Origin of the sequence: Streptomyces silvae (assembly GCF_016745505.1) — a bacterium.
GTDB lineage: Bacteria > Actinomycetota > Actinomycetes > Streptomycetales > Streptomycetaceae > Streptomyces > Streptomyces silvae.
Genome location: NZ_JAERUC010000147.1, coordinates 15,271 through 41,622 on the forward strand (window position 1 = coordinate 15,271; position 26,352 = coordinate 41,622).

General features: G+C 71.4%; 28 protein-coding genes. 13 read left to right on the forward strand and 15 right to left on the reverse strand.

What is annotated here, in order from left to right:
* Positions 1–284: 284 nt before the first annotated feature.
* On the forward strand, positions 285–1,544 hold the full coding sequence (serB, locus tag JKV81_RS22825) for a phosphoserine phosphatase SerB (protein ID WP_129261819.1): 1,260 nt from the start codon (positions 285–287) through the stop codon (positions 1,542–1,544).
* A gap of 89 nt (positions 1,545–1,633) precedes the next feature.
* On the opposite strand, the gene JKV81_RS22830 is transcribed toward serB, so the two are convergent.
* From JKV81_RS22830 to JKV81_RS22840, 4 genes are all read right to left on the reverse strand, one after another.
* Positions 1,634–2,152: a SixA phosphatase family protein gene (locus JKV81_RS22830; protein WP_129261821.1), complete on the reverse strand. Its 519-nt coding sequence runs from the start codon at positions 2,150–2,152 to the stop codon at positions 1,634–1,636.
* Between the two features lie 99 nt (positions 2,153–2,251).
* Positions 2,252–2,458 (reverse strand): hypothetical protein, encoded by a 207-nt coding sequence (locus JKV81_RS22835; RefSeq protein ID WP_129261823.1) that lies wholly within the window; start codon positions 2,456–2,458, stop codon positions 2,252–2,254.
* A gap of 136 nt (positions 2,459–2,594) precedes the next feature.
* A complete protein-coding gene (locus tag JKV81_RS36575) occupies positions 2,595–2,711 on the reverse strand; it encodes an SGM_5486 family transporter-associated protein (RefSeq protein ID WP_099175991.1) in 117 nt (38 codons plus the stop codon).
* 17 nt (positions 2,712–2,728) lie between these two features.
* A complete protein-coding gene (locus JKV81_RS22840; protein WP_372444245.1) occupies positions 2,729–4,006 on the reverse strand; it encodes a CynX/NimT family MFS transporter in 1,278 nt (425 codons plus the stop codon).
* A gap of 118 nt (positions 4,007–4,124) precedes the next feature.
* On the opposite strand from JKV81_RS22840, the gene JKV81_RS22845 reads away from it, so the two are divergent.
* Positions 4,125–4,799, forward strand: a complete 675-nt coding sequence (locus JKV81_RS22845) for a FadR/GntR family transcriptional regulator (RefSeq protein WP_099175993.1) — start codon at positions 4,125–4,127, stop codon at positions 4,797–4,799.
* A 25-nt stretch (positions 4,800–4,824) separates the two neighbouring features.
* Here the strand turns inward: JKV81_RS22845 and JKV81_RS22850 are convergent, their stop codons facing one another.
* From JKV81_RS22850 to fabG, 3 genes are all read right to left on the reverse strand, one after another.
* Entirely contained in the window at positions 4,825–5,193 is a 369-nt protein-coding gene (locus tag JKV81_RS22850) for a hypothetical protein (RefSeq protein ID WP_124277148.1), read from the reverse strand.
* A gap of 161 nt (positions 5,194–5,354) precedes the next feature.
* Complete coding sequence (gene fabI, locus JKV81_RS22855; protein ID WP_124277147.1) at positions 5,355–6,122, reverse strand: enoyl-ACP reductase FabI; 768 nt, start codon at positions 6,120–6,122, stop codon at positions 5,355–5,357.
* Positions 6,123–6,127: 5 nt separating this feature from the next.
* The gene (gene fabG, locus JKV81_RS22860) at positions 6,128–6,847 is read right to left on the reverse strand and encodes a 3-oxoacyl-[acyl-carrier-protein] reductase (protein WP_099175996.1); all 720 of its coding nucleotides are present in this window, start codon (positions 6,845–6,847) and stop codon (positions 6,128–6,130) included.
* 231 nt (positions 6,848–7,078) lie between these two features.
* Here fabG and JKV81_RS22865 point away from each other — a divergent pair, with 231 nt between their 5' ends.
* From JKV81_RS22865 to tyrS, 3 genes are read left to right on the forward strand one after another with little or no spacing between them, the layout of a single operon-like run.
* The gene (locus tag JKV81_RS22865) at positions 7,079–8,602 is read left to right on the forward strand and encodes a TldD/PmbA family protein (RefSeq protein WP_129261827.1); all 1,524 of its coding nucleotides are present in this window, start codon (positions 7,079–7,081) and stop codon (positions 8,600–8,602) included.
* Positions 8,599–9,993 carry a metallopeptidase TldD-related protein gene (locus tag JKV81_RS22870; protein ID WP_129261829.1) on the forward strand — a complete coding sequence of 465 codons (1,395 nt, stop codon included), beginning with the start codon at positions 8,599–8,601 and terminating at the stop codon, positions 9,991–9,993. Before JKV81_RS22865 ends, JKV81_RS22870 begins: the two co-directional genes overlap by 4 nt.
* A gap of 53 nt (positions 9,994–10,046) precedes the next feature.
* The gene (tyrS, locus tag JKV81_RS22875) at positions 10,047–11,315 is read left to right on the forward strand and encodes a tyrosine--tRNA ligase (RefSeq protein ID WP_202077522.1); all 1,269 of its coding nucleotides are present in this window, start codon (positions 10,047–10,049) and stop codon (positions 11,313–11,315) included.
* Between the two features lie 71 nt (positions 11,316–11,386).
* Here tyrS and JKV81_RS22880 read toward each other — a convergent pair whose 3' ends face one another.
* Positions 11,387–11,671 (reverse strand): GlsB/YeaQ/YmgE family stress response membrane protein, encoded by a 285-nt coding sequence (locus tag JKV81_RS22880; RefSeq protein ID WP_099176000.1) that lies wholly within the window; start codon positions 11,669–11,671, stop codon positions 11,387–11,389.
* Between the two features lie 214 nt (positions 11,672–11,885).
* Here JKV81_RS22880 and JKV81_RS22885 point away from each other — a divergent pair, with 214 nt between their 5' ends.
* Positions 11,886–12,272 (forward strand): DUF3099 domain-containing protein, encoded by a 387-nt coding sequence (locus JKV81_RS22885; protein ID WP_202077524.1) that lies wholly within the window; start codon positions 11,886–11,888, stop codon positions 12,270–12,272.
* Between the two features lie 220 nt (positions 12,273–12,492).
* A complete protein-coding gene (locus JKV81_RS22890; RefSeq protein ID WP_129261836.1) occupies positions 12,493–12,741 on the forward strand; it encodes a hypothetical protein in 249 nt (82 codons plus the stop codon).
* A 22-nt stretch (positions 12,742–12,763) separates the two neighbouring features.
* Here the strand turns inward: JKV81_RS22890 and moaA are convergent, their stop codons facing one another.
* From moaA to JKV81_RS22905, 3 genes are all read right to left on the reverse strand, one after another.
* Positions 12,764–13,753, reverse strand: a complete 990-nt coding sequence (moaA, locus tag JKV81_RS22895) for a GTP 3',8-cyclase MoaA (RefSeq protein ID WP_307820592.1) — start codon at positions 13,751–13,753, stop codon at positions 12,764–12,766.
* Positions 13,754–13,916: 163 nt separating this feature from the next.
* Positions 13,917–15,560 (reverse strand): monocarboxylic acid transporter, encoded by a 1,644-nt coding sequence (locus JKV81_RS22900; RefSeq protein ID WP_124277142.1) that lies wholly within the window; start codon positions 15,558–15,560, stop codon positions 13,917–13,919.
* Positions 15,557–15,925, reverse strand: coding sequence for a DUF485 domain-containing protein (locus JKV81_RS22905; protein WP_129261842.1), 369 nt, complete (start codon positions 15,923–15,925; stop codon positions 15,557–15,559). Before JKV81_RS22905 ends, JKV81_RS22900 begins: the two co-directional genes overlap by 4 nt.
* Before the next feature lie 312 nt (positions 15,926–16,237).
* On the opposite strand from JKV81_RS22905, the gene JKV81_RS22910 reads away from it, so the two are divergent.
* A complete protein-coding gene (locus JKV81_RS22910) occupies positions 16,238–17,770 on the forward strand; it encodes a S8 family peptidase (protein ID WP_124277140.1) in 1,533 nt (510 codons plus the stop codon).
* Positions 17,771–17,840: 70 nt separating this feature from the next.
* Here JKV81_RS22910 and JKV81_RS22915 read toward each other — a convergent pair whose 3' ends face one another.
* From JKV81_RS22915 to JKV81_RS22930, 4 genes are all read right to left on the reverse strand, one after another.
* A complete protein-coding gene (locus JKV81_RS22915; RefSeq protein ID WP_202077528.1) occupies positions 17,841–18,884 on the reverse strand; it encodes a zinc-dependent alcohol dehydrogenase family protein in 1,044 nt (347 codons plus the stop codon).
* Positions 18,885–18,905: 21 nt separating this feature from the next.
* Entirely contained in the window at positions 18,906–19,586 is a 681-nt protein-coding gene (locus JKV81_RS22920; protein WP_202077530.1) for a lysoplasmalogenase, read from the reverse strand.
* The gene (locus JKV81_RS22925; RefSeq protein WP_202077532.1) at positions 19,583–20,479 is read right to left on the reverse strand and encodes a sterol desaturase family protein; all 897 of its coding nucleotides are present in this window, start codon (positions 20,477–20,479) and stop codon (positions 19,583–19,585) included. Before JKV81_RS22925 ends, JKV81_RS22920 begins: the two co-directional genes overlap by 4 nt.
* A 178-nt stretch (positions 20,480–20,657) precedes the next feature.
* Positions 20,658–21,377, reverse strand: coding sequence for a VIT1/CCC1 transporter family protein (locus JKV81_RS22930; protein WP_129261848.1), 720 nt, complete (start codon positions 21,375–21,377; stop codon positions 20,658–20,660).
* 154 nt (positions 21,378–21,531) lie between these two features.
* Here JKV81_RS22930 and JKV81_RS22935 point away from each other — a divergent pair, with 154 nt between their 5' ends.
* The 5 genes from JKV81_RS22935 (at position 21,532) to JKV81_RS22955 (ending at position 26,333) form a co-directional block, all read left to right on the forward strand.
* Positions 21,532–22,539 carry a DEDDh family exonuclease gene (locus JKV81_RS22935; RefSeq protein WP_129261850.1) on the forward strand — a complete coding sequence of 336 codons (1,008 nt, stop codon included), beginning with the start codon at positions 21,532–21,534 and terminating at the stop codon, positions 22,537–22,539.
* 63 nt (positions 22,540–22,602) lie between these two features.
* Entirely contained in the window at positions 22,603–22,836 is a 234-nt protein-coding gene (locus tag JKV81_RS22940; protein ID WP_129261852.1) for a metallothionein, read from the forward strand.
* Positions 22,837–22,904: 68 nt separating this feature from the next.
* Positions 22,905–23,705 carry an SURF1 family cytochrome oxidase biogenesis protein gene (locus tag JKV81_RS22945; RefSeq protein WP_129261855.1) on the forward strand — a complete coding sequence of 267 codons (801 nt, stop codon included), beginning with the start codon at positions 22,905–22,907 and terminating at the stop codon, positions 23,703–23,705.
* A gap of 74 nt (positions 23,706–23,779) precedes the next feature.
* Positions 23,780–25,573: a glycoside hydrolase family 15 protein gene (locus tag JKV81_RS22950; RefSeq protein WP_129261857.1), complete on the forward strand. Its 1,794-nt coding sequence runs from the start codon at positions 23,780–23,782 to the stop codon at positions 25,571–25,573.
* 4 nt (positions 25,574–25,577) lie between these two features.
* The gene (locus tag JKV81_RS22955; RefSeq protein WP_129261858.1) at positions 25,578–26,333 is read left to right on the forward strand and encodes an SDR family oxidoreductase; all 756 of its coding nucleotides are present in this window, start codon (positions 25,578–25,580) and stop codon (positions 26,331–26,333) included.
* Positions 26,334–26,352 lie beyond the last annotated feature (19 nt).

The following is a 26,352-nucleotide window of genomic DNA, read 5'->3' on the forward strand; positions in this document are numbered from 1 at the left end:
CCCCCGTCGCAGGGAGCCTAGGGATGCTGAACATCGTGGGGAACTATTCCAGGAGCGGTCCCGTAACGGAAAGCCGGGCGGCGTGAAGAGGGCGCGGAGGCCCGGAGTCTCCTCCCGCGACTCGGGAGAAATGGGCCCGGAGCATCCCATCCGAGGCGCGCGCTTCGCGGGCCGGTGGCCTTTTCGGGGTGACGCCGGCGGCCCCTTCGAGGTGCGGCCGGCGGCTGTCCGCCACTCGGGACGGCTTCGGAGCTCGCCCCGGGGCCCTATACGGTGGGACCACCATGAGCGCATCTCAGCCACCTCGGTCTCCCCGGTCCCCTGAGCCCCCGGAGTCCCCTCGGGGCACGGACGCCCCCACCCTTCTCGTCAAGATCTTCGGGAAGGACCGGCCTGGCATCACCGCCGGGCTTTTCGACACCCTGGCGGCCTACGCCGTCGACGTCGTCGACATCGAGCAGGTCGTCACCCGTGGCCGCATCGTGCTGTGCGCCCTGGTGACCTCCCCGGAACCCGGCGGCACGACGGAGGGCGACCTCCGGGCGACGGTGCACAGCTGGGCGGAGTCGCTGAAGCTGCAGGCCGAGATCATCTCGGGTACGGGTGACAACCGCCCCCGCGGCTACGGCCGTTCCCATGTGACCGTCCTGGGGCACCCGCTGACCGCGGAGTCCACGGCGGCCATAGCGGCCAGGATCACCTCCACCGGCGGCAACATCGACCGGATCTTCCGTCTGGCGAAGTACCCCGTCACCGCGGTCGAGTTCGCGGTGTCCGGCACCGCGACCGAGGAGCTGCGGACCGCGCTGGCGACGGAGTCCGCCGACATCGGCGTCGACATCGCCGTCATGTCGGCCGGGCTGAGCCGCCGGGCGCAGCGGCTGGTCGTCATGGACGTGGACTCGACGCTCATCCAGGACGAGGTCATCGAGCTCTTCGCCGCCCATGCCGGCTGTGAGGACGAGGTCGCCGCGGTGACCGAGCAGGCGATGCGCGGCGAGCTCGACTTCGAGCAGTCCCTGCACGCACGCGTGCGGCTGCTGGCCGGGCTCGACGTGTCGGTGGTGGACAAGGTGCGCTCCGAGGTCCGGCTGACCCCCGGCGCCCGCACCCTCATCCGGACGCTGAAGCGGCTCGGGTACCAAGTGGGGGTCGTCTCGGGAGGGTTCACCCAGGTCACGGACGACCTCAAGGAGCGCCTCGGGCTCGACTTCGCCTCCGCCAACACGCTGGAGGTCGTCGACGGCAAGCTCACCGGCCGGGTGGTGGGCGACATCGTGGACCGGGCGGGCAAGGCCCGGCTGCTGCGGAGCTTCGCGGAGCAGGCGGGGGTGCCGCTGGCGCAGACCGTGGCGATCGGCGACGGTGCGAACGATCTGGACATGCTGAACACGGCGGGTCTGGGTGTCGCCTTCAACGCCAAGCCGGTCGTCCGGCAGGCCGCCCACACGGCGGTGAACGTCCCGTTCCTGGACACCGTGCTGTATCTGCTCGGGATCACCCGTGAAGAGGTCGAGACCGCCGACGGCGTCGTGGTGGACTGACCGACCGGGCTTCCGTACGGAGCAATGCACGGCGTACGACGCGAAGGGGCGCCGGCACACAGCTGCCGGCGCCCCTTCGTCCGTCGTGCTCAGTCGTTCGGCGTCCAGTACTCGACGAGCTTGCCCGCGCCGTGTTCCAGGCTCTTCCAGGAGCCGGGGAACTCGACGACGGCGTAGGCGGCCGTCGGGAAGCCGTCCTTGGTCATGCGGGCGAGGGCGTCGCCCTCGGCCCCGCCGGAGAGCGCGTCCGCGGCACCGTGCATACCGGGGTTGTGGCCGATGACCAGGAGGTTCCGCACGTCGTCCGGGGTCTCGTTGAACAGCGCGATCAGTTCGCCGAGGGAGGCCTCGTACAGCCTCTCCTCGTACACGGTCCTGGGGCGCTGTGCGAACTCGTGGACCGCCAGCTTCCAGGTCTCCCGGGTCCTGGTGGCGGTCGAGCACAGAGCCAGGTCGAAGACGGTGCCTGAATCGGCCAGCTTGCGGCCGGCGACGGGGGCGTCCTTCCTGCCCCGTTCCGCCAGTGGCCGCTCATGGTCGGACTCCTGCGACCATTCCGCCTTTGCATGCCTGAGAAGGACGATCCTGCGAGGTGTATCGGCGCTCATACACCTCAGCTTCGCACGAATTGTGCCGCCGGGCGCAGGGTGTTGACGTGCTCGCCCGTGCGAGGTGAAGGACGGGCGGCGGAGGGTGTACGGGGCCGGTCAGGCGGGCAGCAGTCCCAGGATGTGCCCCAGCAGCCGCCCCACGGCGGGGTCGGCCTCGGCGGCGTGCGCCGTGCCGGGTTCCACGATCAGCAGGAGGAGCGCGGCGAAGGCGACGGCGGGCAGCGCGACGGCCCACCACGGCAGCCGGACCTCCACGGTGTCCGTGGCCGGGCGGTGGGTCCGGATGTGTGTACGGGCCGGCATGTCCGCCTCCGTGGGTCCTCGGCTGTGTCACCCAGAACCTACGGGCCGGCCGGCGGCGGGCCCATCCGGTGACCCACCCACTCGACCCTGAACCTGGCCCCCTAGGGGACGGGGGGCCAGCCCCACCCCCGGGGGGTCAGGGAGAGGCGATCGTGGCGATCACGCCGATGATCACGGAGATGAGAAGCATCGCCCCGAAGACGAGGAGAAGCTTCTTCTGGCCGTTCTGGGGATTCGGATCGAGCACTGGCATGCGCACAGTCTCGCATCTCAGCATTCGTCCTCGATCGTCCGGTCCCGCCCCGCGAGCATCCCCGCGACGGTCTGGGGCACCAGGAGGGCCGCCATGAGGGCGAGCGGCAGGCCCCAGCCGCCGCTGTGCTGGTAGAGCACGCCGACGAGCAGGGGGCCGGGGATCGAGAGCAGATAGCCGGTGGACTGCGCGAAGGCGGAGAGCCTGACGACGCCCGCGCCGCTCCGTGAACGCATCCCGATCATGGTGAGGGCGAGCGGGAAGGCGCAGTTGGCGATGCCCAGCAGCAGGGCCCAGAGCCAGGCGCCGCCGGCCGGGGCCAGGTAGAGGCCCGCGTAGCCGGCGAGCCCGCAGCCGCTGAGGACGAGGACGATCGGGCCCTGGGTCCGCAGCCGGGAGGCGACCCGGGGGATGACGAAGGCGAGGGGCACGCCCATGGCCATGGTCACGGCGAGCAGGACGCCCGCGGTGCCCGCCGGGATGCCCGCGTCACGGAAGATCTGCGGCATCCAGCCCATCGTGATGTACGCGGCCGTGGCCTGGAGGCCGAAGAAGCAGGCGAGCGCCCAGGACGTACGGCTGCGGGTGATCCGCAGCGCGGGGGCAGGCTTCGGCGCCTGCCCGGCGGGCCGGTCCGAGGCGGGGCCCCGGTCCCGTACGAGCGGGAGCCAGGGCAGGATCGCGACCACCGCGAGCGCCGCCCAGACGGCCAGGCCGGTCTTCCAGCTGCCGCCCAGCGCGTCCGTGAGGGGCACGGTGAGAGCGGCGGCGAGGGCGGTGCCCAGCGCCAGGGCCATCGAGTAGAGGCCGGTCATGGTGCCGACCCGGTCGGGGAACCAGCGCTTGACGATGACGGGCATCAGGACGTTGCTGACCGCGATGCCCATCAGGGCGAGGGCGCTGGCGGCGAGGAAGCCTGCGGTGCCGCCCACGAAGGGCCGGAGCAGCAGGCCTGCGGCGATGGCCGCCATGCCCACGCAGACGACGGCGCCGGCGCCGAACCTGCGGGCCAGCCGTGGCGCCATGAAGCCGAAGACCGCGAAGCAGAGCGGCGGCACCGAGGTGAGGACGCCGGCGACGCTGCCGCTCATGTGCAGGGTGTCCCGGACCTCTTCGAGGAGCGGGCCGAGGCTGGTGATGGCGGGCCGGAGGTTGAGCGCAGCGAGGACCAGGCCGACGGTGACGATCCGCAGCATCCAGGGCGAGGGGCCGGGCGCGGGGCTTCCGGGCGCGTGGGTGCCGGGGGTGCCGGGAGGGCTCAGGGTCGGGGTCTCGTCGTGACGCATGGGACCCATCATAGAATCATGGGATGATTGACTGTCCACTCCCGTTCTCCCCCTGGGATGATCGGGGACGATCCGACGGGCCCGCACCTCCCGGACGACCCCTTCCGGAACACGAGCAAGGAGCACCATGGCGCTGACGTCCACGCGGCGTTCGGCTCTCGCCGACCAGGTGATTGCCCAGCTGAGGAACCAGATCACCTCGGGCGAGTGGCCCGTGGGCTCGCGGATCCCGACCGAGCCCGAGCTGGTCGAGCAGCTGGGGGTGGCGCGCAACACGGTGCGCGAGGCGGTGCGCGCCCTGGCGCACAACGGGCTGCTGGACATCCGCCAGGGCTCCGGCACGTATGTGGTGGCCACCAGCGAGCTGGCCGGGGTCATGCACCGCCGGTTCGCTGACGCCGACCCCCGGCACGTCGCCGAGCTGCGCTCCACGCTGGAGTCCTCGGCGGCCCGCCTCGCCGCCCTGCGGCGTACGGACAAGGATCTGCGGCAGCTGGACACCCTGATGGCGCGGCGCGAGGAGACCTGGGCGTCCGGGGACGCGGAGGCCTTCGTGGCGGCCGACGCGACCCTGCACCTCGCCGTGGTCGCCGCCTCGCACAACGACGTGCTGACCGAGCTCTACGCCGACCTGAACGACCTGCTCCGCGACTACCTGCGCGACGACGTGGGCTCGAAGCTCGGCCCGCAGGCGCTCATGGACCATGCGCGGCTCGTCGAGGCGATCCGTGCGGGCGACGCGGAGACGGCTGCCGCCGAGGCGGCGGCGCACGCCCTGGACTGTCTGCGGGAGCGGGTCTGAGGTCCCTCACCGCGGATCGATACGGCTAGGACACCGAGTGACTGACCCAGGCCGAGCCGACTTCTTTCCAGCAGCGGTCCTCGAGCTTGACGGTCCGGCCCGGCTGGACCGCGACCGCGCCGCCGTCGGCGTCGACGTCCCACCAGCGGGTGCACTCGGTGTGGAGCTGGACGAGATCGGTGCTGGGGTACGGGTTGTGGCAGTAGGCGACCACCCGGGAGCCCTCGACCGACATACGGCATTCGGCGCCCGAGGGCTCCGGTTCCGGGGCGAGGGGTGCTGCCGCCCCGCCCCCGGCCCGGTTGGCCGCGCTCACGGCCACAGGGGCCAGCAGCCCGGCGACGACGGCCGCCGCTGCGAGCAGGGCCCAGGTTCGGCGACGTGTGGAGCGCACAGCGATCTCCTCCCCACAGCCTGACCAAAAGTCCGGTTCCACCACATTCTGCGGTGGGACGGCCATCTTTTCGACTCGAGCGCCGGGAGAGCCGCCGGACACGCGCGACGGCCGCGTACCCCTCGCCGGGGGTACGCGGCCGTCGGTGAGCCGTGGGCGGGTCAGGCACCCATCATGTGCACGCCACCATCGACGTGGATGATCTCGCCCGTCGTCTTCGGGAAGAAGTCCGAGAGCAGTGCCACGACGCCGCGGCCGGCCGGCTCGGGGTCGGTCATGTCCCACTCCAGCGGGGAGCGGTGGTTCCAGACGTCCGCGAGCTCGCCGAAGCCCGGGATGGACTTGGCGGCCATGGAGCCGAGCGGTCCGGCCGAGATCAGGTTGCAGCGGATGCTGTCCTTGCCCAGGTCGCGGGCGAGGTAGCGGGAGGTGGCCTCCAGCGCGGCCTTGGCCGGGCCCATCCAGTCGTACTGCGGCCAGGCGAACTGCGCGTCGAAGGTGAGGCCGACGATCGAGCCGCCGTCGTTCATCAGGGGCTTGCAGGCCATGGCGAGCGACTTCAGCGAGAACGCCGAGACGTGCATCGCGGTGGCGACCGACTCGAACGGGGTGTTCAGGAAGTTGCCGCCGAGCGCGTCCTGCGGCGCGAAGCCGATGGAGTGCACGACGCCGTCCAGCGAACCGAGCTCGTCCTTGACCAGGCCGGCCAGGCGCTCCAGGTGCTCGGCGTTGGTGACGTCGAGCTCCAGGACCTTGACGGGCTTGGGGAGCTTCTTGGCGATCCGCTCGGTCAGCGTCGGCCGGGGAAAGGCCGTCAGGATGACCTCGGCGCCCTGCTCCTGGGCCACCTTGGCTGCGTGGAAAGCGATGGACGACTCCATCAGCACACCCGTGATGAGGATGCGCTTGCCGTCGAGAATTCCGCTCATGGTGATCAGTGACCCATGCCCAATCCGCCGTCAACGGGAATGACGGCTCCAGTGATGTACGACGCGTCGTCGGACGCGAGGAAGCGCACCGCGGCGGCGATCTCGGCGGGCTGCGCGTAGCGGCCGAGCGGCACCTGCGACACGATGCCCTTGCGCTGCTCGTCGGTGAGCACCTGGGTCATGTCGGTGTCGACGAACCCGGGTGCGACGACGTTGAACGTGATGTTCCGCGAGCCCAGCTCACGGGCCAGCGACCGGGCGAAGCCGACCAGGCCCGCCTTGGACGCGGCGTAGTTGGCCTGTCCGGCCGAGCCGAGGAGGCCGACGACGGAGGAGATCAGGACGACGCGGCCCTTCTTGGCGCGCAGCATCGCGCGGTTGGCGCGCTTGACGACGCGGAAGGTGCCGGTGAGGTTGGTGTCGACCACGGACGTGAAGTCGTCCTCGGTCATCCGCATCAGCAACTGGTCCTTGGTGATACCGGCGTTGGCGACCAGCACCTCCACGGGACCGTGCTTCTCCTCGATCTCCTTGTAGGCCTGCTCCACCTGCTCGGTGTCGGTGATGTCGCACCGGACCGCGAGGACGCCCGCCTCGGTGAGCGCCTGCGGCGGCTCCCCCGAGCGGTAGGTGACGGCGACCTTGTCGCCGTTGTCGGCGAAGGCGCGGGCGATGGCGAGGCCGATGCCCCGGTTTCCTCCGGTGACGAGAACCGAGCGGCTCAACGGATCAGCCTTTCCTTGGCGGTCTGGTACATCGAAAACCTATCGTTACCAGGCCTCGACCAAGGAATCGGCCTCTGACAGCGCCGTCGGGCGGGGACTGTTGGATCCCTACAGAACGGTCCCGATCGGTCCGGCCGGGACACGGCAACGTAAAACCGGGGCGCGGGGACGCCGCGAACCCCCATGATTCACTGCGGAGACGTTTTCAGAGGTGGAGAAGGGGAGGCCCGCGTGGCCCACGAGGTAGATCAGTCGTTCCTGGCCCTGCCGCTGCGTGCCCTCGCCGACGCGGCTCTCGCCCGCGCACGTGCGCTCGGCGCCGTACACGCGGACTTCCGGTTCGAGCGGGTGCGCGGCGCCTCCTGGCGGCTGCGGGACGCCCGGCCGTCCGGGACGTCGGACACCACCGACACCGGGTACGCGGTCCGGGTGGTGCACGGCGGGGCCTGGGGGTTCGCGTCCGGGGTGGACCTGACGATGGACGCGGCGGCCAAGGTCGCCTCGCAGGCCGTCGCCATGGCCAAGCTGTCCGCGAAGGTCATCGCGGCGGCCGGTTCCGACGAGCGCGTCGAGCTGGCGGACGAGCCGGTGCACGGGGAGCGGACCTGGGTGTCGGCGTACGACGTCGACCCGTTCTCCGTACCGGACGAGGAGAAGGCCGGGCTGCTCGCGGAGTGGAGTGCGCGGCTGCTGGCGGCCGACGGGGTGGCGCATGTGGACGCCTCGCTGATGACCGTCCACGAGAACAAGTTCTACGCGGACACCGCCGGCACCGTCACCACCCAGCAGCGGGTGCGGGTGCATCCGCAGGTGACCGCGGTGGCGGTGGACTCGGTGACCGGTGAGTTCGACTCGATGCGGACGATCGCCCCGCCGGTGGGCCGGGGCTGGGAGTACCTCACGGGCACCGGCTGGGACTGGGACGCCGAACTGGAGCGCATCCCGGGGCTGCTGGCCGAGAAGATGCGGGCGCCGAGCGTCGAGGCGGGGACGTACGACCTGGTGGTCGACCCGTCCAACCTCTGGCTGACCATCCACGAGTCGATCGGCCACGCCACCGAGCTGGACCGGGCGCTGGGCTACGAGGCGGCGTACGCGGGGACGTCGTTCGCGACCTTCGACCAGCTGGGGAAGCTGGCGTACGGCTCCCCCGTGATGAACGTGACCGGTGACCGCACCGCCGAGCACGGGCTCGCGACGATCGGGTACGACGACGAGGGCGTCGAGGCCCAGTCCTGGGACCTGGTGAAGGACGGCACGCTGGTCGGCTACCAGACGGACCGGCGGATCGCGAAGCTCACGGGCCTGGGCCGGTCCAACGGATGCGCGTACGCCGACTCGCCGGAGCACGTCCCCGTGCAGCGCATGGCGAACGTGTCGCTGCGGCCGGATCCGGGCGGGCTCTCCACGGAGGACCTGATCGGCGGGGTGGAGCGCGGGATCTACGTGGTCGGCGACCGGTCCTGGTCGATCGACATGCAGCGCTACAACTTCCAGTTCACCGGGCAGCGGTTCTTCAGGATCGAGAACGGCAGGCTGGCGGGCCAGCTGCGGGACGTGGCGTACCAGGCGACGACGACGGACTTCTGGGGCTCGATGGAGAAGGTCGGCGGCCCGCAGACGTATGTGCTGGGCGGCGCGTTCAACTGCGGCAAGGCCCAGCCGGGCCAGGTCGCGGCCGTCTCGCACGGCTGCCCCTCCGCCCTCTTCCGAGGCGTGAACATCCTCAACACGACGCAGGAGGCCGGACGATGAGCCGCGTCAGCAAGCCGTACGAGATCGTCGAGCGCGCCCTGGAGCTGTCCACCGCCGACGGCTGCGTGGTCATCGCGGACGAGAGCTCCTCCGCCAACCTGCGCTGGGCCGGCAACGCGCTCACCACGAACGGGGTGACGCGGGGGCGGACCCTGACCGTGATCGCGACCGTGGACGGCGCCGAGGGCACGGCCTCTGGGGTGGTGTCCCGCTCGGCCGTCACCGCCGGCGACCTGGAACCGCTGGTGCGGGCCGCCGAGGCCGCCGCGCGGGGCGCGGGCCCGGCCGAGGACGCGCAGCCGCTGGTCACCGGGGTACCGGCCGCCGCCGACTTCACGGAGCCGCCGGCCGAGACCGGCTCCGACGTCTTCGCCGACTTCGCCCCGGCCCTCGGCGACGCCTTCGCCCGGGCCCGCTCGGGCGGCCGTGAGCTGTACGGCTTCGCCCACCACCAGCTGAGTTCGACGTACCTGGGTACGTCGACGGGGCTGCGGCTGCGCCACGACCAGCCGAACGGGACGCTGGAGCTGAACGCCAAGTCCCCCGACCGGACCCGTTCCGCCTGGGCGGGCCGGGCCACCCGGGACTTCAAGGACGTCGACCCGGGGGCCCTGGACGCGGAGCTGGCGCAGCGCCTCGGCTGGGCGGAGCGCAGGATCGAGCTGCCGGCCGGGCGCTACGAGACGCTGCTGCCGCCGACCGCGGTGGCCGACCTGCTGATCTACCAGTACTGGTCGGCGGGCGCCCGGGACGCCGCGGAGGGCCGGACGGTCTTCTCCCGGCCGGGTGGCGGTACGAGGATCGGCGAGACGCTCTCGGAGCTGCCGCTGACCCTGCGCAGCGATCCGCACGCGCCGGGGCTGGAGTCGGCCCCGTTCGTGATCGCGCACTCCTCGGGGGACGGTTCGTCGGTCTTCGACAACGGGCTGCCGCTGGCCCCGACGGACTGGATCAAGGACGGCAGGCTGGAGCGGCTGACCACGACCCGGCACTCCGCGGGGCTGACGGGTCTGCCGGTGGCGCCCTCGATGGACAACCTGGTCCTGGACGGCGGCGGCGAGCGGTCGCTGGAGGAGATGGTCGCCGCGACGACGGGCCGGGCCCTGCTGCTGACCTGCCTCTGGTACATCCGGGAGGTGGACCCGGCCACCCTGCTGCTGACGGGCCTGACCCGGGACGGGGTCTATCTGGTGGAGGACGGCGAGGTCCTCGGCGAGGTGAACAACTTCCGGTTCAACGAGTCGCCGGTCGGGCTGCTGTCCCGGGCATCGGAGGCGGGCCGTACGGAGAAGACGCTGCCGCGCGAGTGGGGCGACTACTTCACCCGGGCCGCGATGCCCGCCCTGCGCATCCCCGACTTCCACATGAGCTCGGTCAGCCGGGGCGTATGACCCCCATAGACTGACCGGACAGACCATCGAACCCCCGCAAGGAGAAAACGACCGTGACGGACATCGTCGACGAGCTGAAGTGGCGCGGGCTGTTCGCCCAGTCCACCGACGAGGACGCACTGCGCAAGGCTCTCGCGGACGGCCCGGTCACCTTCTATTGCGGCTTCGACCCGACCGCGGCGAGCCTGCACGTCGGCCATCTGGTGCAGGTGCTCACCATGCGCCGGCTCCAGATGGCGGGGCTGAAGCCGCTCGCCCTGGTCGGCGGGGCGACCGGTCAGATCGGTGACCCGCGGCCCACCGCGGAGCGCACGCTGAACGACCCGGAGACCATCGCCGCGTGGGTCCAGCGGCTGCGCGGGCAGATCGAGCCCTTCCTCACCTTCGAGGGCCCGAACGCCGCGACCATGGTGAACAACCTGGACTGGACCGCGGGCCTGTCCGCGATCGAGTTCCTCCGGGACATCGGCAAGCACTTCCGGGTCAACAAGATGCTCACCAAGGACTCGGTGGCCCGCCGGCTGGAGTCGCAGGAGGGCATCAGCTACACGGAGTTCAGCTACCAACTCCTCCAGGGCATGGACTTCCTGGAGCTGTACCGGCGCCACGGCTGCACCCTCCAGCAGGGCGGCAGCGACCAGTGGGGCAACCTCACGGCGGGGATCGACCTGATCCACCGCCTGGAGCCGGGCGCCCATGTCCACGCGCTGGCGACCCCGCTGATGGTGAAGGCCGACGGCACCAAGTTCGGCAAGTCCGAGAGCGGCGCCGTCTGGCTCGACCCGGAGATGACGACGCCGTACGCGTTCTACCAGTTCTGGCTGAATGTGGACGACCGGGACATCTCGACGTACATGCGCATCCTCAGCTTCAAGAGCCGTGAGGAGCTCGACGAGCTGGAGAAGCTCACCGAGGAGCGTCCGCAGGCGCGTTCGGCCCAGCGGTCGCTGGCGGAGGAGCTGACGACGCTGGTGCACGGCGGCGAGCAGTGCGCCGCGGTGATCGCGGCGTCGAAGGCGCTGTTCGGCCAGGGTGAGCTCGGCGAGCTGGACGAGGCGACGCTGAGCGCCGCCCTGTCCGAGGTGCCGCACGCCCGGGTCACCGAGCTGGGCCCGGTGGTGGACCTCCTGGTCGAGGTCGGGCTCTCCGCCAGCAAGTCGGCCGCCCGCCGCACGGTCAAGGAGGGCGGGGCCTACGTGAACAACGCGAAGGTCACCGACGGCGAGGGCGCTCCGGCACAGGAGGAGTTGCTGCACGGACGCTGGCTGGTCCTGCGCCGCGGCAAGAAGAACCTGGCGGCCGTCGAGGTCGTCGCCGGCTGACACCGGCAGGCACAGCACCGCGGCCGGTCACGCATGACGCGTGGCCGGCCGCCGTGCTGCGTCGCCGGGGGTCAGGTTCTCTCCCGCTTGGCCCGGTTGCCCCTGATGGACTGCCAGAGCATGTCCCCGACACCGACCACGGCCACGGCTCCGATCAGCTGCAGCACATGGCGGATCCAGTCGATCCCCTTGGTGTCGTTGACCCCGATCCAGGTCGCCACGGCGTTGCCGAGGATGCTGCCGAGGATGCCGAACACCACCGTCAGCCAGAGGGGGATGTTCTGCTTCCCCGGAAGGATCGCCCGGGCGATCACACCCAGCACCAGACCTACGATGATTGCCCACAACCAGCTCATATCGCCTCCTCGTGCGGCGCAGAAGTGCGCACGTGGGCCCAGTCTCGGCCCGCGGGACGTACGCCGCATGCCGGACAGGGCCGTACGTGGGTCAGCGCCCGAGGGGCCGCCGCACCGGGCTCGCCCCGGTCTCGTGGGCGGCGGATGCCGGGCGTACCGTAGGAGCCGCACCGTCCGGGGAAGTCCGGCACAGAGATCTGGTGGTGGAATCACGATGCGGAAGCAGAGCGGCACGGAGGTCTTCCGGATCACGGGGGCCCGGCAGGGTCTCGCCGACGATGTGCGCGGCAGACAGCGGCGTTACATCATCTCGATGTCCGTGCGCACGGTCTCCGTGGTGCTGGCCGCGACCCTGTGGAACGTGGAGCGGCATGTGGCCGTGGTGGCGCTCGCCCTGGGCGTTCTGCTCCCTTATGTGGCGGTGGTCATCGCCAACGCCGGTCGTGAGAACGCCCCTTCGCTCCCTACGACGTTCGTGCCCGCACCGGTGCGGCCCGCTCTCGGCGCGGCCACGCCGGCCAGCTCCGCGGAGCCCGGTCCGGAACCCTTCACGGAGCCCGGCACGGCCGGCCGCGCGGGCGATCCGCACCCCGCGGGCTGAGCGGGAACACCCGCCCGAAGCTCAAGAAAAGCTCAGATCAATCATGACGTTCCGGTGCACCTGACCCCGGACCCCATGGCATACTTCGTGAGCGCTCCGCATCCCCCGTCGGAGCGACGGACCGACGCCGGGCAGCTCCCCCCGTGGCTGCTCGGCGTCGCCATTCTCCGGCGGGGATGCGCCGCGGAGGCGTTGCCTTGGAGCGCTTAGGGTTGAGGCCGTGAACTTCCCCGATACTCCCGCCGAGAGCGCCGCCGGCGCGCCGGTCTGCTCCGCCAAGGGCTGCCGCGCCGACGCCGTCTGGGTGCTGGCCTGGAACAACCCGAAGCTGCACACCCCGGAGCGCCGCAAGACCTGGCTGGCCTGCGAGGAGCACCGGGAGCACCTCTCCTCGTTCCTCGATGTGCGCGGCTTCCTCAAGGACGTCGTCACGCTCGCGGAGTGGGACGCCTCAGCCACCGACCGCTGACATCAGCCACCGGTCGCTGACATCAGCCGCCGATGGCTGACATCGGGCGGTCGGGCTGCAGGAAGGTGGGGTCGTCGAGGCCGGAGCCGGCCTTCTTGCCCCACATGGCGAGCTTCCAGATCCTGGCGATCTCCTCGTCCGGCGTGTCGGAGCGCAGGGCGCCGCGCAGGTCCGTCTCCTCGCGGGCGAAGAGGCAGGTGCGGACCTGTCCGTCGGCGGTGAGCCGGGTGCGGTCGCAGGCCTGGCAGAAGGGCCGGGTCACGGAGGCGATGACGCCGACGCGGTGCGGGCCGCCGTCCACGGTCCAGCGCTCGGCGGGGGCGGATCCGCGCTCGTCGTCGCCCTCCGCGGTGAGGGTGAAGCGGGTGCGCAGCGAGGTGAGGATGTCCCCGGCGGTGATCATGCCGTCGCGCTTCCAGCCGTGCTGCGCGTCGAGCGGCATCTGCTCGATGAAGCGGAGCTCGTAGGCGTTGTCCACGGCCCAGGCGAGCAGGTCGGGGGCCTCGTCCTCGTTGAGCCCGGGCATGAGGACGGAGTTGACCTTGACGGGGGTGAGCCCCGCCTCGCGTGCCGCCTGGAGCCCTTCCAGGACGTCCTTGTGCCGGTCGCGGCGGGTGAGGGTCTTGAAGACGTCGGGCCGCAGGGTGTCCAGGGACACGTTGACCCGGTCGAGGCCGGCTGCCTTCAGTGCGGCGGCGGTGCGCTTGAGTCCGATGCCGTTGGTGGTGAGCGACATCCTGGGGCGGGGCTCCAGGGCGGCGCACCGCTCGACGATGGAGACCAGCCCGGGGCGCAGCAGTGGCTCGCCTCCGGTGAAGCGGACCTCCGTGATGCCGAGCTCGGTGACGGCGATCCCGATGAGCCGGACGATCTCGTCGTCGCTGAGCAGCTCCGTCTTGGAAAGCCACTGCAGGCCCTCTTCGGGCATGCAGTAGGTGCAGCGGAGATTGCACTTGTCGGTCAGCGAGACACGCAGGTCGGTGGCGACCCGGCCGTAGGTGTCGATGAGCACTGTGGGCCCCCTCCCCCGGTGATGTCGGCGGTTTGCGGTTCCGGTACTTCCGAGACTACGCGAGGCCCCTGACATCGGAGGGGGCTCGGTTGCCACGAGGTGCGACGGGGCCCCGTCGTAGAGATCTACGACGGGGCCCCGTCGGGCGCGGCGGGCGGGGCCGTCAGTGGGCTCCGGTGCCGGTGAGGGACTTGACCTCGAGTTCGGCGTACTTGCCCTTGTCCGGCTCCTCCTTGGAGAGGACCGAGCCGACCCAGCCGAGCAGGAAGCCCAGCGGGATGGAGATGAGGCCCGGGTTCTCCAGCGGGAACCAGGCGAAGTCCACGTCCGGGAACATGGAGCTCGCCTTCCCGGAGACGACCGGGGAGAACAGCACGAGGAGGACGGACGAGGCGAGACCGCCGTAGATGGACCAGAGGGCGCCCTGGGTGGTGAAGCGCTTCCAGAAGAGGCTGTAGAGGATGGTCGGCAGGTTGGCCGACGCGGCGACCGCGAAGGCCAGGGCCACGAGTCCCGCGACGTTCAGGTCGCGGGCCATGGCGCCGAGGCCGATGGAGACGACGCCGATCGCGACGGTGGCCCAGCGGGCCGCGCTCATCTCCTCCTTCTCGGTGGCCTTCCCCTTGCGGATGACGTTGGCGTAGATGTCGTGCGCGAAGGAGGACGACGAGGCGAGGGTGAGGCCCGCGACGACGGCGAGGATCGTCGCGAAGGCGACGGCGGAGATGACGGCGAGCATGACGGCGCCGCCGGTGGTGCCGAGTCCGCCGAGGTACTCGGCGAGCTGGGGTGCGGCCGCGTTGCCCGCCGGGTTCTTCGCCTTGATCTCCTCGGGCCCGATGAGCGCCGCGGCGCCGAAGCCGAGGGCGATCGTCATCAGGTAGAAGGCGCCGATGATGCCGATGGCCCAGTTCACGGACTTACGGGCGGCCTTGGCGGTCGGGACCGTGTAGAAGCGGATCAGGATGTGCGGGAGTCCGGCGGTGCCCAGCACGAGGGCGATGCCGAGCGAGATGAAGTCCAGCTTCGACACGTCGGTGGCACCGTACTTGAGGCCGGGCTCCAGGAACGCGGAGCCGTGGCCGCTCTTCTCCGCGGCGGTGCCGAGCAGGTCGGAGACGTTGAAGTCGAACTTCCACAGCACCATCAGGGTCATCAGCAGGGCGCCCGCGATGAGCAGCACGGCCTTGACCATCTGCACCCAGGTGGTGCCCTTCATGCCGCCGATGGTGACGTAGAGGATCATGAGCACGCCGACCAGCGCCACGATGAGGATCTTGCCCGCGTCGCTGGTGATGCCGAGCAGCAGGGCGACGAGGACGCCGGCGCCCGCCATCTGGGCCAGCAGGTAGAAGATCGACACGACGATGGTGGAGACGCCCGCGGCGGTGCGCACCGGCCGCTGCCGCATCCGGTAGGCGAGGACGTCGCCCATGGTGTAGCGGCCCGAGTTGCGGAGCGGTTCGGCGACCAGCAGCAGGGCGACGAGCCAGGCGACGAGGAAGCCGATGGAGTAGAGGAAGCCGTCGTAGCCGAAGAGCGCGATGGCACCGGCGATGCCGAGGAAGGACGCCGCCGACATGTAGTCGCCGGAGACGGCGAGGCCGTTCTGGAAGGCGGTGAACTGCCTCCCGCCCGCGTAGAAGTCGGACGCGCTCTTGGTCTGCCGGCCGGCCCAGACGGTGATGCCCAGGGTGGCCGCGACGAAGACCGCGAAGAGGGTGATGATCAGCGGCCGGTGCTCGCTCGTCGACGACGTCGACGCGGCGAGCTGGATCACGGCGTGCGAGCTGTGCGCGGCGCTCATGCGTCGGCCTCCAGACGGGACTTGATGGCCGCCGCCTGCGGGTCGAGCTTGTTCGTGGCGTGGCGCGAGTAGAACCAGGCGATGAGGAAGGTGGTGGCGAACTGGGCGAGGCCGAACACGAAGGCCACGTTGAAGTTCGCGAAGACGATCTTGCTCATGAAGTCGTCGGCATAGCTGGACAGCAGCACGTACAGCAGGTACCAGGCGATGAAGCCGACGGTCAGCGGAAACGCGAAGGAGCGGTGGGATCGGCGCAGTTCGGCGAATTCCGGGCTGTTCTGCGCCTCGAGGAACGCCTCGGTCGTGGGCTGGACGGGACTGCCGCCCTCAGGGCTCTGGGGCGGCGGCGGTGCTTCGGTGGCCACGGATTCTCCTCGCGACGCGGGTGCGGTGGTGGGAACGGTGGATTTCAAGGGGAGTCCTCTGCGTTGTGGGGGTTGCGGGGCTCGACGCACGACTCCCTGTGCAACGGCACGGAGAGCGCGGCGAAGCGGTTCACCGCAGGTTCGGTCTTCTCCGGCCGGCTCCCGTGGACGCGACTCCCACAGGTCACACCTCGAACTCACTTGCCCGTATTCGTTGATGCGCCGGGAAGATCAGCGATAACTTCACTGGTCATGTACGGGACCGGACACACGGGTGTCCGGCCCCACCGGCACGGATGATGTGGAGAACCCATGGCTCATCTGGCATCCAGACGGACCCGCGTACTCACGCTGCCCGTCGGACTCGCGCTCACGGCCTCGCTCGGCTTCCTCCCGACGGGTACCGCGGCCGCGGCACCCGCGGACGAGCCGGCGGCGGCGGTCTCCGCGGACGGCCCCAAGCTGTCGTACGTCGTGAACACACGGACGGGTCACGGCACCGTCGCCCAGGTACGCAAGGCGATATCCGCGGCAGGCGGGACCGTCGTGACGTCGTACGACAAGATAGGCGTCGTCGTCGTCCACTCGCAGAACCCGGACTTCGGGAAGACGATCCGCAAGGCCAAGGGCGTCCAGTCGGCGGGCGCCACGCGCACCAGCCCGATCCTCCCGCAGGCGACGAAGGACATCGGGGTCGAGCAGCCCCTCACCGCCGCCGAGGCGCGGGCGGCGTCGAAGGACGCGGTGGCGGGCCAGGACCCGCTGGAGCCCCTGCAGTGGGACCTGCCCGCGATCAAGGCGGACAAGGCGCACAAGAAGTCGCTCGGCAGCAGCAAGGTCACCGTCGGCGTCATCGACACCGGTGTGGACGACACGCACCCGGACCTGGCCCCGAACTTCGACCGCAAGGCCTCGGTGAACTGTGTGTCCGGCGCCCCGGACACCACGGACGGCGCCTGGCGGCCCGCGGCCGGTGAGAGCGACCACGGCACGCACGTCGCCGGCACCATAGCCGCGGCGAAGAACGGCACCGGCGTCACGGGCGTCGCGCCGGGCGTGAAGGTCTCCGGCATCAAGGTGTCCACGCCGGCCGGCTACTTCTACACCGAGGCCGTCGTCTGCGGCTTCGTCTGGGCCGCCGAGCACGGCGTCGACGTGACGAACAGCAGCTACTACACCGACCCGTGGCTGTTCAACTGCAAGAACGACCCCGACCAGGGCGCCCTGGTCGAGGCCGTCACCCGCGCCACCCGCTACGCGGAGGGCAAGGGCGTCGTCAACGTCGCCGCGGCCGGCAACTCCGACCACGACCTGGCCCTCGACGCCATCGAGGACACCACGAGCCCCAACGACTCGACGACGGTCACCCGTACGGTCGACCCGAGCGCCTGCCCCGACATCCCGACCATGCTCCCGGGTGTCGTGACGGTCTCCGCGACCGGTGCGAAGAACCTCAAGTCGTCCTACTCGAACTACGGTCTCGGGGTCATCGACGTGGCCGCCCCCGGCGGTGACTCGACGCGCTACCAGGCCCCCGACGCCCCGGCGGACAACGGTCTGATCCTGTCCACGCTGCCCGGCGGCGGATTCGGCTACAAGGCCGGTACGTCGATGGCGTCCCCGCACGTCGCGGGAGTCGCGGCCCTGATCAAGTCGACCCACCCGCACGCCTCGGCGGCCGTGGTGAAGGCGCTGCTGACCCTCCAGGCCGACGCCACCGCGTGCGGTGCGCCGTACGACATCGACGGTGACGGCACCGTCGACGCGGTCTGCCAGGGCGGCAAGCAGTACAACGGCTTCTACGGAGCCGGTGTCGTGGACGCGCTGGACGCCGTCCGCTGGTAGGTGACCATCCAGGCATGACGGAGGGGCCGGGGACGCGCTGTCCCCGGCCCCTTCCTCATGGGTCGTACGTCTACGGCGTGATCAGGACCTTGAGCGCCGTGCGCTCGTCCATCGCCTTGTAGCCGCCCGGCACCCCGTCGAGCCCGACCGACAGGTCGAAGACCGGCGACGGGTCGATCGTGCCGTCCAGCACGTCGGGGAGCAGCTCCGGGATGTACGTACGCACGGGGGCGACGCCGCCGCGCAGCGCGATGTTCCGGTCGAACATGTCGCCGAGGTCGATGCCGGTGCCGCTGCCGTGCGGGACGCCGACGTAACCGATGGAGCCGCCGTCGCGGACGATGCCGATGGCCGTGCGCATCGACTGCTCGGTGCCGACCGCCTCGATCACCCCGTGGGCGCCCTCCCCCCGGGTCAGCTCCCGGACGGCCGCGAGCGCCGCCTCGCCGCGCTCGGCGACGACGTCGGTGGCGCCGAAGGCACGGGCGATGTCGGTACGGGCCTGGTGCCGGCCCAGGGCGATGATCCGTTCGGCGCCGAGCCGCTTGGCCGCCATGACGCCGCAGAGGCCGACCGCGCCGTCACCGACGACGGCGACGGTGCTTCCGGGCTTGACGGCGGCGCCGAGCGCGGCGTGGTGGCCGGTGCCCAGGACGTCGGAGAGGGCCAGGAGCGCGGTGAGCAGCCGGTCGTCGGACGCGGCCGCCGCCGGGAGCCTGACCAGGGTGCCGTCGGCGAACGGCACCCGGACGGCCTCGCCCTGACCGCCGTCGGAGCCGACCGAACCCCAGAAGCCGCCCTGGGGGCAGGAGGTGGTGAGCCCCTCGGCGCAGTACGTGCAGGTGCCGTCGGACCAGACGAAGGGCGCGACGACGAGGTCGCCGACGGCGAAGCCCTTGACGCCGGGGCCGGCCTCCTCGACGACGCCGAGGAATTCGTGGCCGATGCGCTGGCCCGGCTGCCGGGCCGATTCGCCGCGGTAGGCCCACAGGTCACTGCCGCAGATGCAGGCCCGCAGGACCCGCAGGACCACGTCGGTGGGCTGCTGGACCGTGGCGTCGGGCACCTCCTCCACACGGATGTCGTGGGGGGCATGGATCACGGTGGCGCGCATGCGTGGGGGTCCTCGCTCGTCTCAGATTCTGATACTCCCCTCACGGTACGCCCCGGGGGCGGCGCCGGTGGAATCCGCTGTTCCCCCGAGCACCCCCCGGGTGAGCAGGTACTGCGCGGCCAGATAGGTCAGCATGATCCAGAAATCGTGGGCGGGGAGCTGCGGCCGGTCGGCGATGCCGGTGGCGATGAGCGCGTCGGAGAGCAGGAAAAGCGCGCCGCCGGCGGCGGCATACCGCCCGAGGGCGCCGGCCCGCCAGGCCATGGCGGCGAGCAGCAGGCTGTACCCGGTCAGCGGGACCTTCAGCTCGGCGGGGAGTCCGGGCCACAGGTGGACGAGGAACGCCACCAGCGCGGCGGCGTACAGAAGTCCGGCGGCCGGCCGGAGCCGGGCGCGGCCGAAGAGCACGAGGTAGCAGACGTGGCCCGCGGCGAAGCAGGCCATCCCGGCGAGGAAGGCGGCGTCCGAGCCGGGCATCAGCAGGACGTCCCCGCCCCAGCCGAACAGCAGGGCGGCGACGAGCAGCCGGGGGCCGCCGCGCGCCGCCGCGGTGGCGGCGAGCAGGGGCATCAGCAGCGGCTTGGCGACGAGGTGCGCGGTGTGGAGCCCGGCCAGGAGTCCGGCCAGGTCCACGACGGCCACGGCGAGGAAGGCGACGAACAGCGGGCGCACGAGCCGGGGCGCACCCGCACGGGGCGTCATCCGGTGCGCTCGGTGGCGGCGCGCGGCTGCACGGGCGCGGTCGCGGGGGCGCCCCCGGGGCGCGAGGGCTGCCAGCCGGGACCGCGGAAGATCCGCCCGGCCCGCTCGCCCCAGCTGGTGGCCGCCCGTACGTCGCGGGCGATGGCGGCGTACTCGTGGGTGGCGACACGGAACGGGTTGTGGGTGTCGATGTTCTTGGTGAGCCCGAAGACGGGACGCTCGGTCTCGGCGGTGAAGGAGCCGAAGAGCCGGTCCCAGACGATCAGGATCCCGCCGAAGTTCCGGTCGAGGTACCCGCCCTGGGAGGCGTGGTGGACCCGGTGGTGGGAGGGGGTGTTGAAGACGAACTCGAAGGGCCGGGGCAGCTTGCCGACCCGTTCGGTGTGCACCCAGAACTGGTAGACGAGGTTCGCCGATGAGCAGAAGGCGAGTGCGGCCGGGTGGACCCCGCAGGCGATGAGGGGCACGTAGAACGGCCAGACGGTCAGCGAGGTCCAGGGCTGCCGCAGCGCCGTCGTGAAGTTGAACTTCCGGCTGGAGTGGTGGACCACGTGGCAGGCCCAGAGGACCCGGATGACGTGGTGGCCCCGGTGGGACCAGTAGTAGAAGAAGTCCTGGGCGAGCAGCATCAGCAGGACCGTCCACCACAGGACGGGGACGCGCAGCGGGGTCAGTTCGTAGACGGCCGCGTAGATGGCGACGATGGGTATCTTCCACAGCAGGTCGAAGACCAGGCTGCCGAGTCCCATGGTGACGCTGGTGGCGGCGTCCTTGGCGTCGTACCCGGCGGCGTCCTCGTCCGGGTGAAGCCGGTAGGCCACCATTTCGAGGACGGTGAGCAGGACGAAGGCGGGGATCGACCACAGCACGACATCGGGCAGGTTCGGCTCCATGCGAGCACCGTAGAGGCGCCGGCGGGCTGCCGCTAGACGTTGTTACCCACAAGTATGCGAGACGCCCTGTCAGCAGCCTTTGGCACCTTCTGCCAAAGAGCGCCCGTCCCGGCTCCCCGGCCCGCCCGGCCAGGGGAAGCGGGAACAGGCGCTTCCCGTAAGGGAGTTGCCCCGGGCGTCAGACCCCCGCCGCCCCCAGCAGCGCCCCCGCCGCGTAGGTCACCCCCATGGCCACCGCTCCCCCGGCCATGTTCCGCAGCACCGCACGCCCTGCCGGCGCCTCGCCGAGCCGTGCGCTCCACCACCCCGTGAGGGCCAGCGCCGCGAGTACGGAGAGGACGGTGACGGGCAGCCGCGCCGCGGACGGCGGCAGCACGATCGCCAGGAGCGGCAGCAGCGCGCCCACCGTGAAGGCCAGGAAGCTCGCCCCCGCCGCGTGCCAGGGGTTGGTCAGCTCGTCCGGGTCGATGCCGAGCTCGACCTCCGCATGGGCGCGCAGCGCGTCGCGCCGGGTGAGCTGGACGGCGGCCTCCCGGGCCAGCCGGTTGCTCAGCCCCTTCTCCTCCAGCATCCCGGTCAGCTCGGCGAGCTCGGCCTCCGGGGTCTCCTCCAGCTCGCGCTTCTCCGTCGCCAGCGCGGCCTTCTCCGAGTCGCGCTGGGTGGACACCGACACGTACTCGCCCGCCGCCATCGACATGGATCCCGCGAGCAGCCCCGCCAGGCCGGCCGTCAGCAGGGTGGAGCGGTCCCCGGTGGCGCCGGCCACACCGACGACGAGGCCCGCGGTGGAGACCACCCCGTCGTTGGCGCCGAGCACCGCGGCCCGGAGCCAGTTGAGCCGGGTGCCGAGCCCGCCCGGGTGAGGTTCGTCGTGTGTCTGCGCCTGGGTGTCCGTCACCCGGGGAGCGTCTCACCGCACCCTCCCCCGGCGCATCCCCGACCCGCGCCGGCGGCCGTGTCTCCGGCCCCGCCGCCAACTGCTCCGCGTGCCCTCCCGGTTCGCGGCGGAGGGCGCCCGGATGGGCTGCTGTCGGTCCCGGCCCGTATTCTCTGTGACCATGCTCGACGACCGTCAGACCGCAGCGCCGTGGCCGGCCGCGTATCCCCAGGGGTACGCGGTCGTCGACGTGGAGACCACCGGACTCGCCCGCGACGACCGGATAGTGTCCGCTGCCGTGTACCGCCTGGACGCGAGAGGCGCCGTCGAGGACCACTGGTACACGCTGGTGAACCCCGAGCGGGATCCCGGCCCCGTCTGGATCCACGGGCTGACCAGCGATGTCCTGGAGGGCGCGCCGCTCTTCCCCGAGGTGGCGGCGGAGCTGTCCGAGCGGCTCGCCGGGCGGGTGCTCGTCGCCCACAACGCCGCCTTCGACTGGTCGATGATCGCCCGGGAGTACGCACGGGCGGCGGTGACCGCGCCCGTCGAGCAGCGGCTGTGCACGATCGCGCTCGCCAAGGAGCTCCGGCTGCCGCTGCCCAACCACAAGCTGGAGTCGCTGGCCGCGCACTTCGGCGTGGTGCAGCAGCGCGCGCACCACGCGCTGGACGACGCGCGGGTGCTGGCCGAGGCGTTCCGCCCGAGCCTGCACGCGGCGGCCAGGGACGGGGTGCGGCTGCCGCTCCTGGAGTGCCGCCCGCTGACGGAGTGGTACGACTCCCCGGTGACCCCGCGCTCCGGCTACCGGCCCGCGCAGGCCCAGGGCAGCTGGCGTCCCTCGCGCAAGCGCCCGGCGTGCCCGTATCCCAACCCCGGGCGCTACGAGTCGGACAAACCACTCATGCAGGGCATGCGGGTGGCCTTCTCCGGGGACACCTCGATCGACCGGGAGCTCCTGGAGGACCGCGCCGTGGAGGCCGGTCTGCACGTGGCGACCAGCGTGTCGCGGCTGACGAGCCTCCTCGTCACCAACGACCCGGACTCGGCGACGTCCAAGACGGTGAAGGCGAAGTCGTTCGGCACGCCGATCCTGGAGGAGAGCGCCTTCACCCATCTGCTGAGGGACGTGGCCCCGGCCACGGCGGTCGCCGTGCCGAAGCCGTCACCGTCATCGGAGTGAACCGGGGACGACTCGCCCCGCGCGGGCTCGCCCCCCGCCGCCCGGCGTCCCACCCTGTGGCGCATGGCACGTTGTGAGGTTTGCGGAAACGACTACGGGATGTCCTTCGAGGTGCACGCGCAGGGCGCGGTGCACGTCTTCGACTGCTTCTCCTGCGCCATTCACCGCATGGCGCCCATCTGTGAGCACTGCCGGGTCCAGGTCATCGGCCAGGGCGTCGAGGTCGGCGGCCACTGGTACTGCGGCGGCCACTGCGCCCGCGCCGAGGGAAGGACGGGCATCGTGGACAAAGTATGACGGGCCCACCCGTCCGCACGGGGACCCCTCCGTGCCGCACCCCATGACCCCGGTTGTACGGTCATGGGGTGTACCGCTTCCTGTTGACCCGGCAGTGGGTGATCCTCACCCTCCTCGTCCTCGCCATGATTCCCACGATGGTGGAGCTGGGTTTCTGGCAGCTGCACCGGCATGAACACCGGGTCGAGCAGAACGCGCTGATCACCCGGAACCTGGAGGCGGCGCCGGTCTCCGTCACCCGCCTCACCTCCCCCGGGCACACCGTCCCGCGCTCCGACTACTGGCGCGCCGTGAAGGCCACCGGGACGTTCGACACCGAGCACGAGGTCGTCGTACGCCGCCGTACCTCGCAGGACGAGCGCATCGGCGTCCTGGTCCTGACCCCGCTGAACCTCAAGGGCGGCGGCACCGTCCTGGTGAACCGCGGCTGGGTCCCGGCCGCGGAGGACCAGCAGGCCTTCCCCGAGGTCCCCGCCCCGCCGCGCGGCGAGGTCACCGTCACGGGCCGGCTCAAGGCGGACGAGACGACGAGCGCCAGCGGGATCAAGGACCTCGAAGGGCTGCCCGACCGCCAGGTGATGCTGATCAACAGCTCCCAGCAGTCGCACCTGCTCGGCCGCCCCGTCCTCGGCGGGTACGTCGAGCTGACCGCCCCCGAACCGGCCGACGGCAGCCCCGAGACGATCGCCGCCCCCGACGACAGCTCCATCGGCCCGCACATGGCGTACGCCGTCCAGTGGTGGCTCTTCGCCGCCGGCGTCCCCGTCGGCTGGGTGATTCTCGTACGCCGGGAGAAGCGCGACCGCGAGGAGGCCGCCGCCGACCAGGACGGGGACACGGCGGCGAAGCCGGAGCCGGCGACCGCGTAGGCCCGGGGCGGCGCCGTTCTGTTCGTACGGCTTCGGCTGCTTAACGGGGCTCAGGTTCGGGAAGACGCCAGAGCGTGACCCCACGCATCGAGGACTACGCCATCATCGGCGATCTCCAGACCGCCGCTCTGGTCGGCAGGAACGGTTCTGTCGACTGGCTCTGTCTGCCCCGCTTCGACTCGGGCGCCTGCTTCGCGGCCCTGCTCGGCGACGAGGACAACGGCCACTGGCGCATCGCCCCCCAGGGCACGGACAGCACCGAGACCTGCACCCGGCGCGCCTATGTGGAGGACTCCCTGGTCCTGGAGACCTTCTGGGAGACCAGGACCGGGATCGTCAAGGTCATCGACTTCATGCCGCAGCGCGACAAGGCCCCCGACGTCATGCGGATCGTCGAGGGCGTCAGCGGCAGCGTCGACATGAGCTCCGTCCTGCGGCTGCGGTTCGACTTCGGCTCCGTGGTCCCGTGGATGCGCCGCTCGCACGGCCACCGGGTGGCCGTGGCGGGCCCCGACTCCGTCTGGCTGCGCAGCGAGCCGGCGGTGAAGACATGGGGCCAGCAGTTCAGCACCTGCTCCTCCTTCACGGTCTCCGAGGGCGAGAGCGTGGCGTTCGTCCTCACCTGGCACCCCTCGCACTCCCCTCGCCCCAAGCTGATCGACCCTCACAAGGCGCTGAAGCACACCCTCACCGACTGGGCGAAGTGGGCGGCGCGCTGCACGTACCACGGCAGGCACCGGGAGGCGGTGCTCCGCTCCCTGATCACGCTGAAGGCGCTCACCTACGCTCCCACCGGCGGGATCGTGGCGGCCCTGACGACCTCGATCCCGGAGGAGATCGGGGGCGTACGGAACTGGGACTACCGCTACTGCTGGCTGCGCGACTCCACCCTCACCCTGGCCGCCATGATCTCGGTCGGCTACATGGAGGAGGCGGCCGCCTGGCGGGACTGGCTGCTGCGGGCCGTGGCCGGTGACCCCGCCGACCTCCAGATCATGTACGGGCTGGCCGGCGAGCGAAGACTTCCCGAGACGGAGCTGCCGTGGCTGCGGGGGTACGAGAACTCCCTGCCGGTCCGCATCGGCAACGCCGCCGTGCGGCAGCAGCAGCTCGACGTGTACGGCGAGGTCATCGACTCGCTCCGGCTGGCCCGCAACGCCGGGCTCCACGACAAGCCGCACGCCTGGAACCTCCAGCTCAGCCTGTTGGGCTTCCTGGAGTCCACCTGGCGTGAGACGGACGAGGGCCTGTGGGAGGTCCGCGGGCAGCGCCGCCACTTCGTGCACTCCAAGGTGATGGCCTGGGTCGCGGCCGACCGCGCGGTGCGCACCCTGGAGGAGAACCCGGACCTGCCGGGCGACGCCGACCGGTGGCGGGCGATGCGGGACGCCGTGCACGCGGAGGTCTGCGAGAAGGGCTACGACCCCGTACGCAACACCTTCACCCAGTACTACGGCTCCGAGGAGCTGGACGCCTCGACGCTGCTCATCGTGCGCACCGGCTTCCTGCCGCCCGACGACCCCCGGGTGACCGGGACCGTCGACGCGGTGCGCCGCGAGCTCGCCCACGACGGTCTGATCCGCCGCTACAGCACCGAGGGCGGGTCGGTGGACGGCCTACCGGGTGACGAGGGGGCCTTCATCGCCTGCTCGTTCTGGCTGGTCGACGCGCTGAAGCGGACGGGCCGCACGGACGAGGCCGAGGAGCTCTTCGAACGGCTGCTGGAGCTGCGCAACGACGTGGGCCTGCTGGCCGAGGAGTACGACTCGGTGGCCTGCCGTCAGCTCGGGAACTACCCGCAGGCGTTCAGCCACATCGGTCTGGTGAACAGCGCGGTCGACCTCGCCGGTGAGGACTTGGCAGGATAGGGCCATGGATCTTGGACTGAAGGACCGTGTGTACATCGTCACCGGGGCCACCCGCGGGCTGGGCAACGCCACCGCGCGCGCCCTCGCCGCCGACGGCGCGAAGGTGATCGTCTCGGGCCGTGACGAGAAGACGGCCGCCGAGGCCGCCGCCGAGCTGGGCCCCGACGCGGTCGGCGTCGGCTCGGACAACGCCGACCCGCTGGCCGCCCGGCGGCTGGTGGACGCCGCGAAGGAACGCTTCGGCCGGCTGGACGGCATCCTCATCAGCGTCGGCGGCCCGGCCCCGGGCTTCGTCGCCGACAACACGGACGACCAGTGGCAGTCGGCCTTCGAGTCGGTCTTCCTCGGTGCCGTACGGCTGGCCCGTACGGCGGCGGAGACGCTCGGCGAGGGCGGTGTCATCGGCTTCGTCCTGTCCGGGTCCGTGCACGAGCCGATCCCCGGCCTGACCATCTCCAACGGTCTGCGCCCGGGCCTCGCCGGCTTCGCCAAGTCCCTCGCCGACGAGCTGGGCCCACGCGGCATCCGTGTCGTCGGGGTGCTGCCGGCCCGTATCGACACGGACCGGGTGCGCGAGCTGGACGCCCTGTCGGGCGACGCGGAGGCCGCCCGTACGGCGAACGAGGCGCGCATCCCGCTGCGCCGCTACGGCACCCCGGAGGAGTTCGGGAAGACCGCGGCCTTCCTGCTCTCCCCGGCCGCCTCCTATCTGACGGGCATCATGGTGCCGGTCGACGGCGGCGCCCGGCACGGCTTCTGACGGCGGGGCCGCGGGCGGC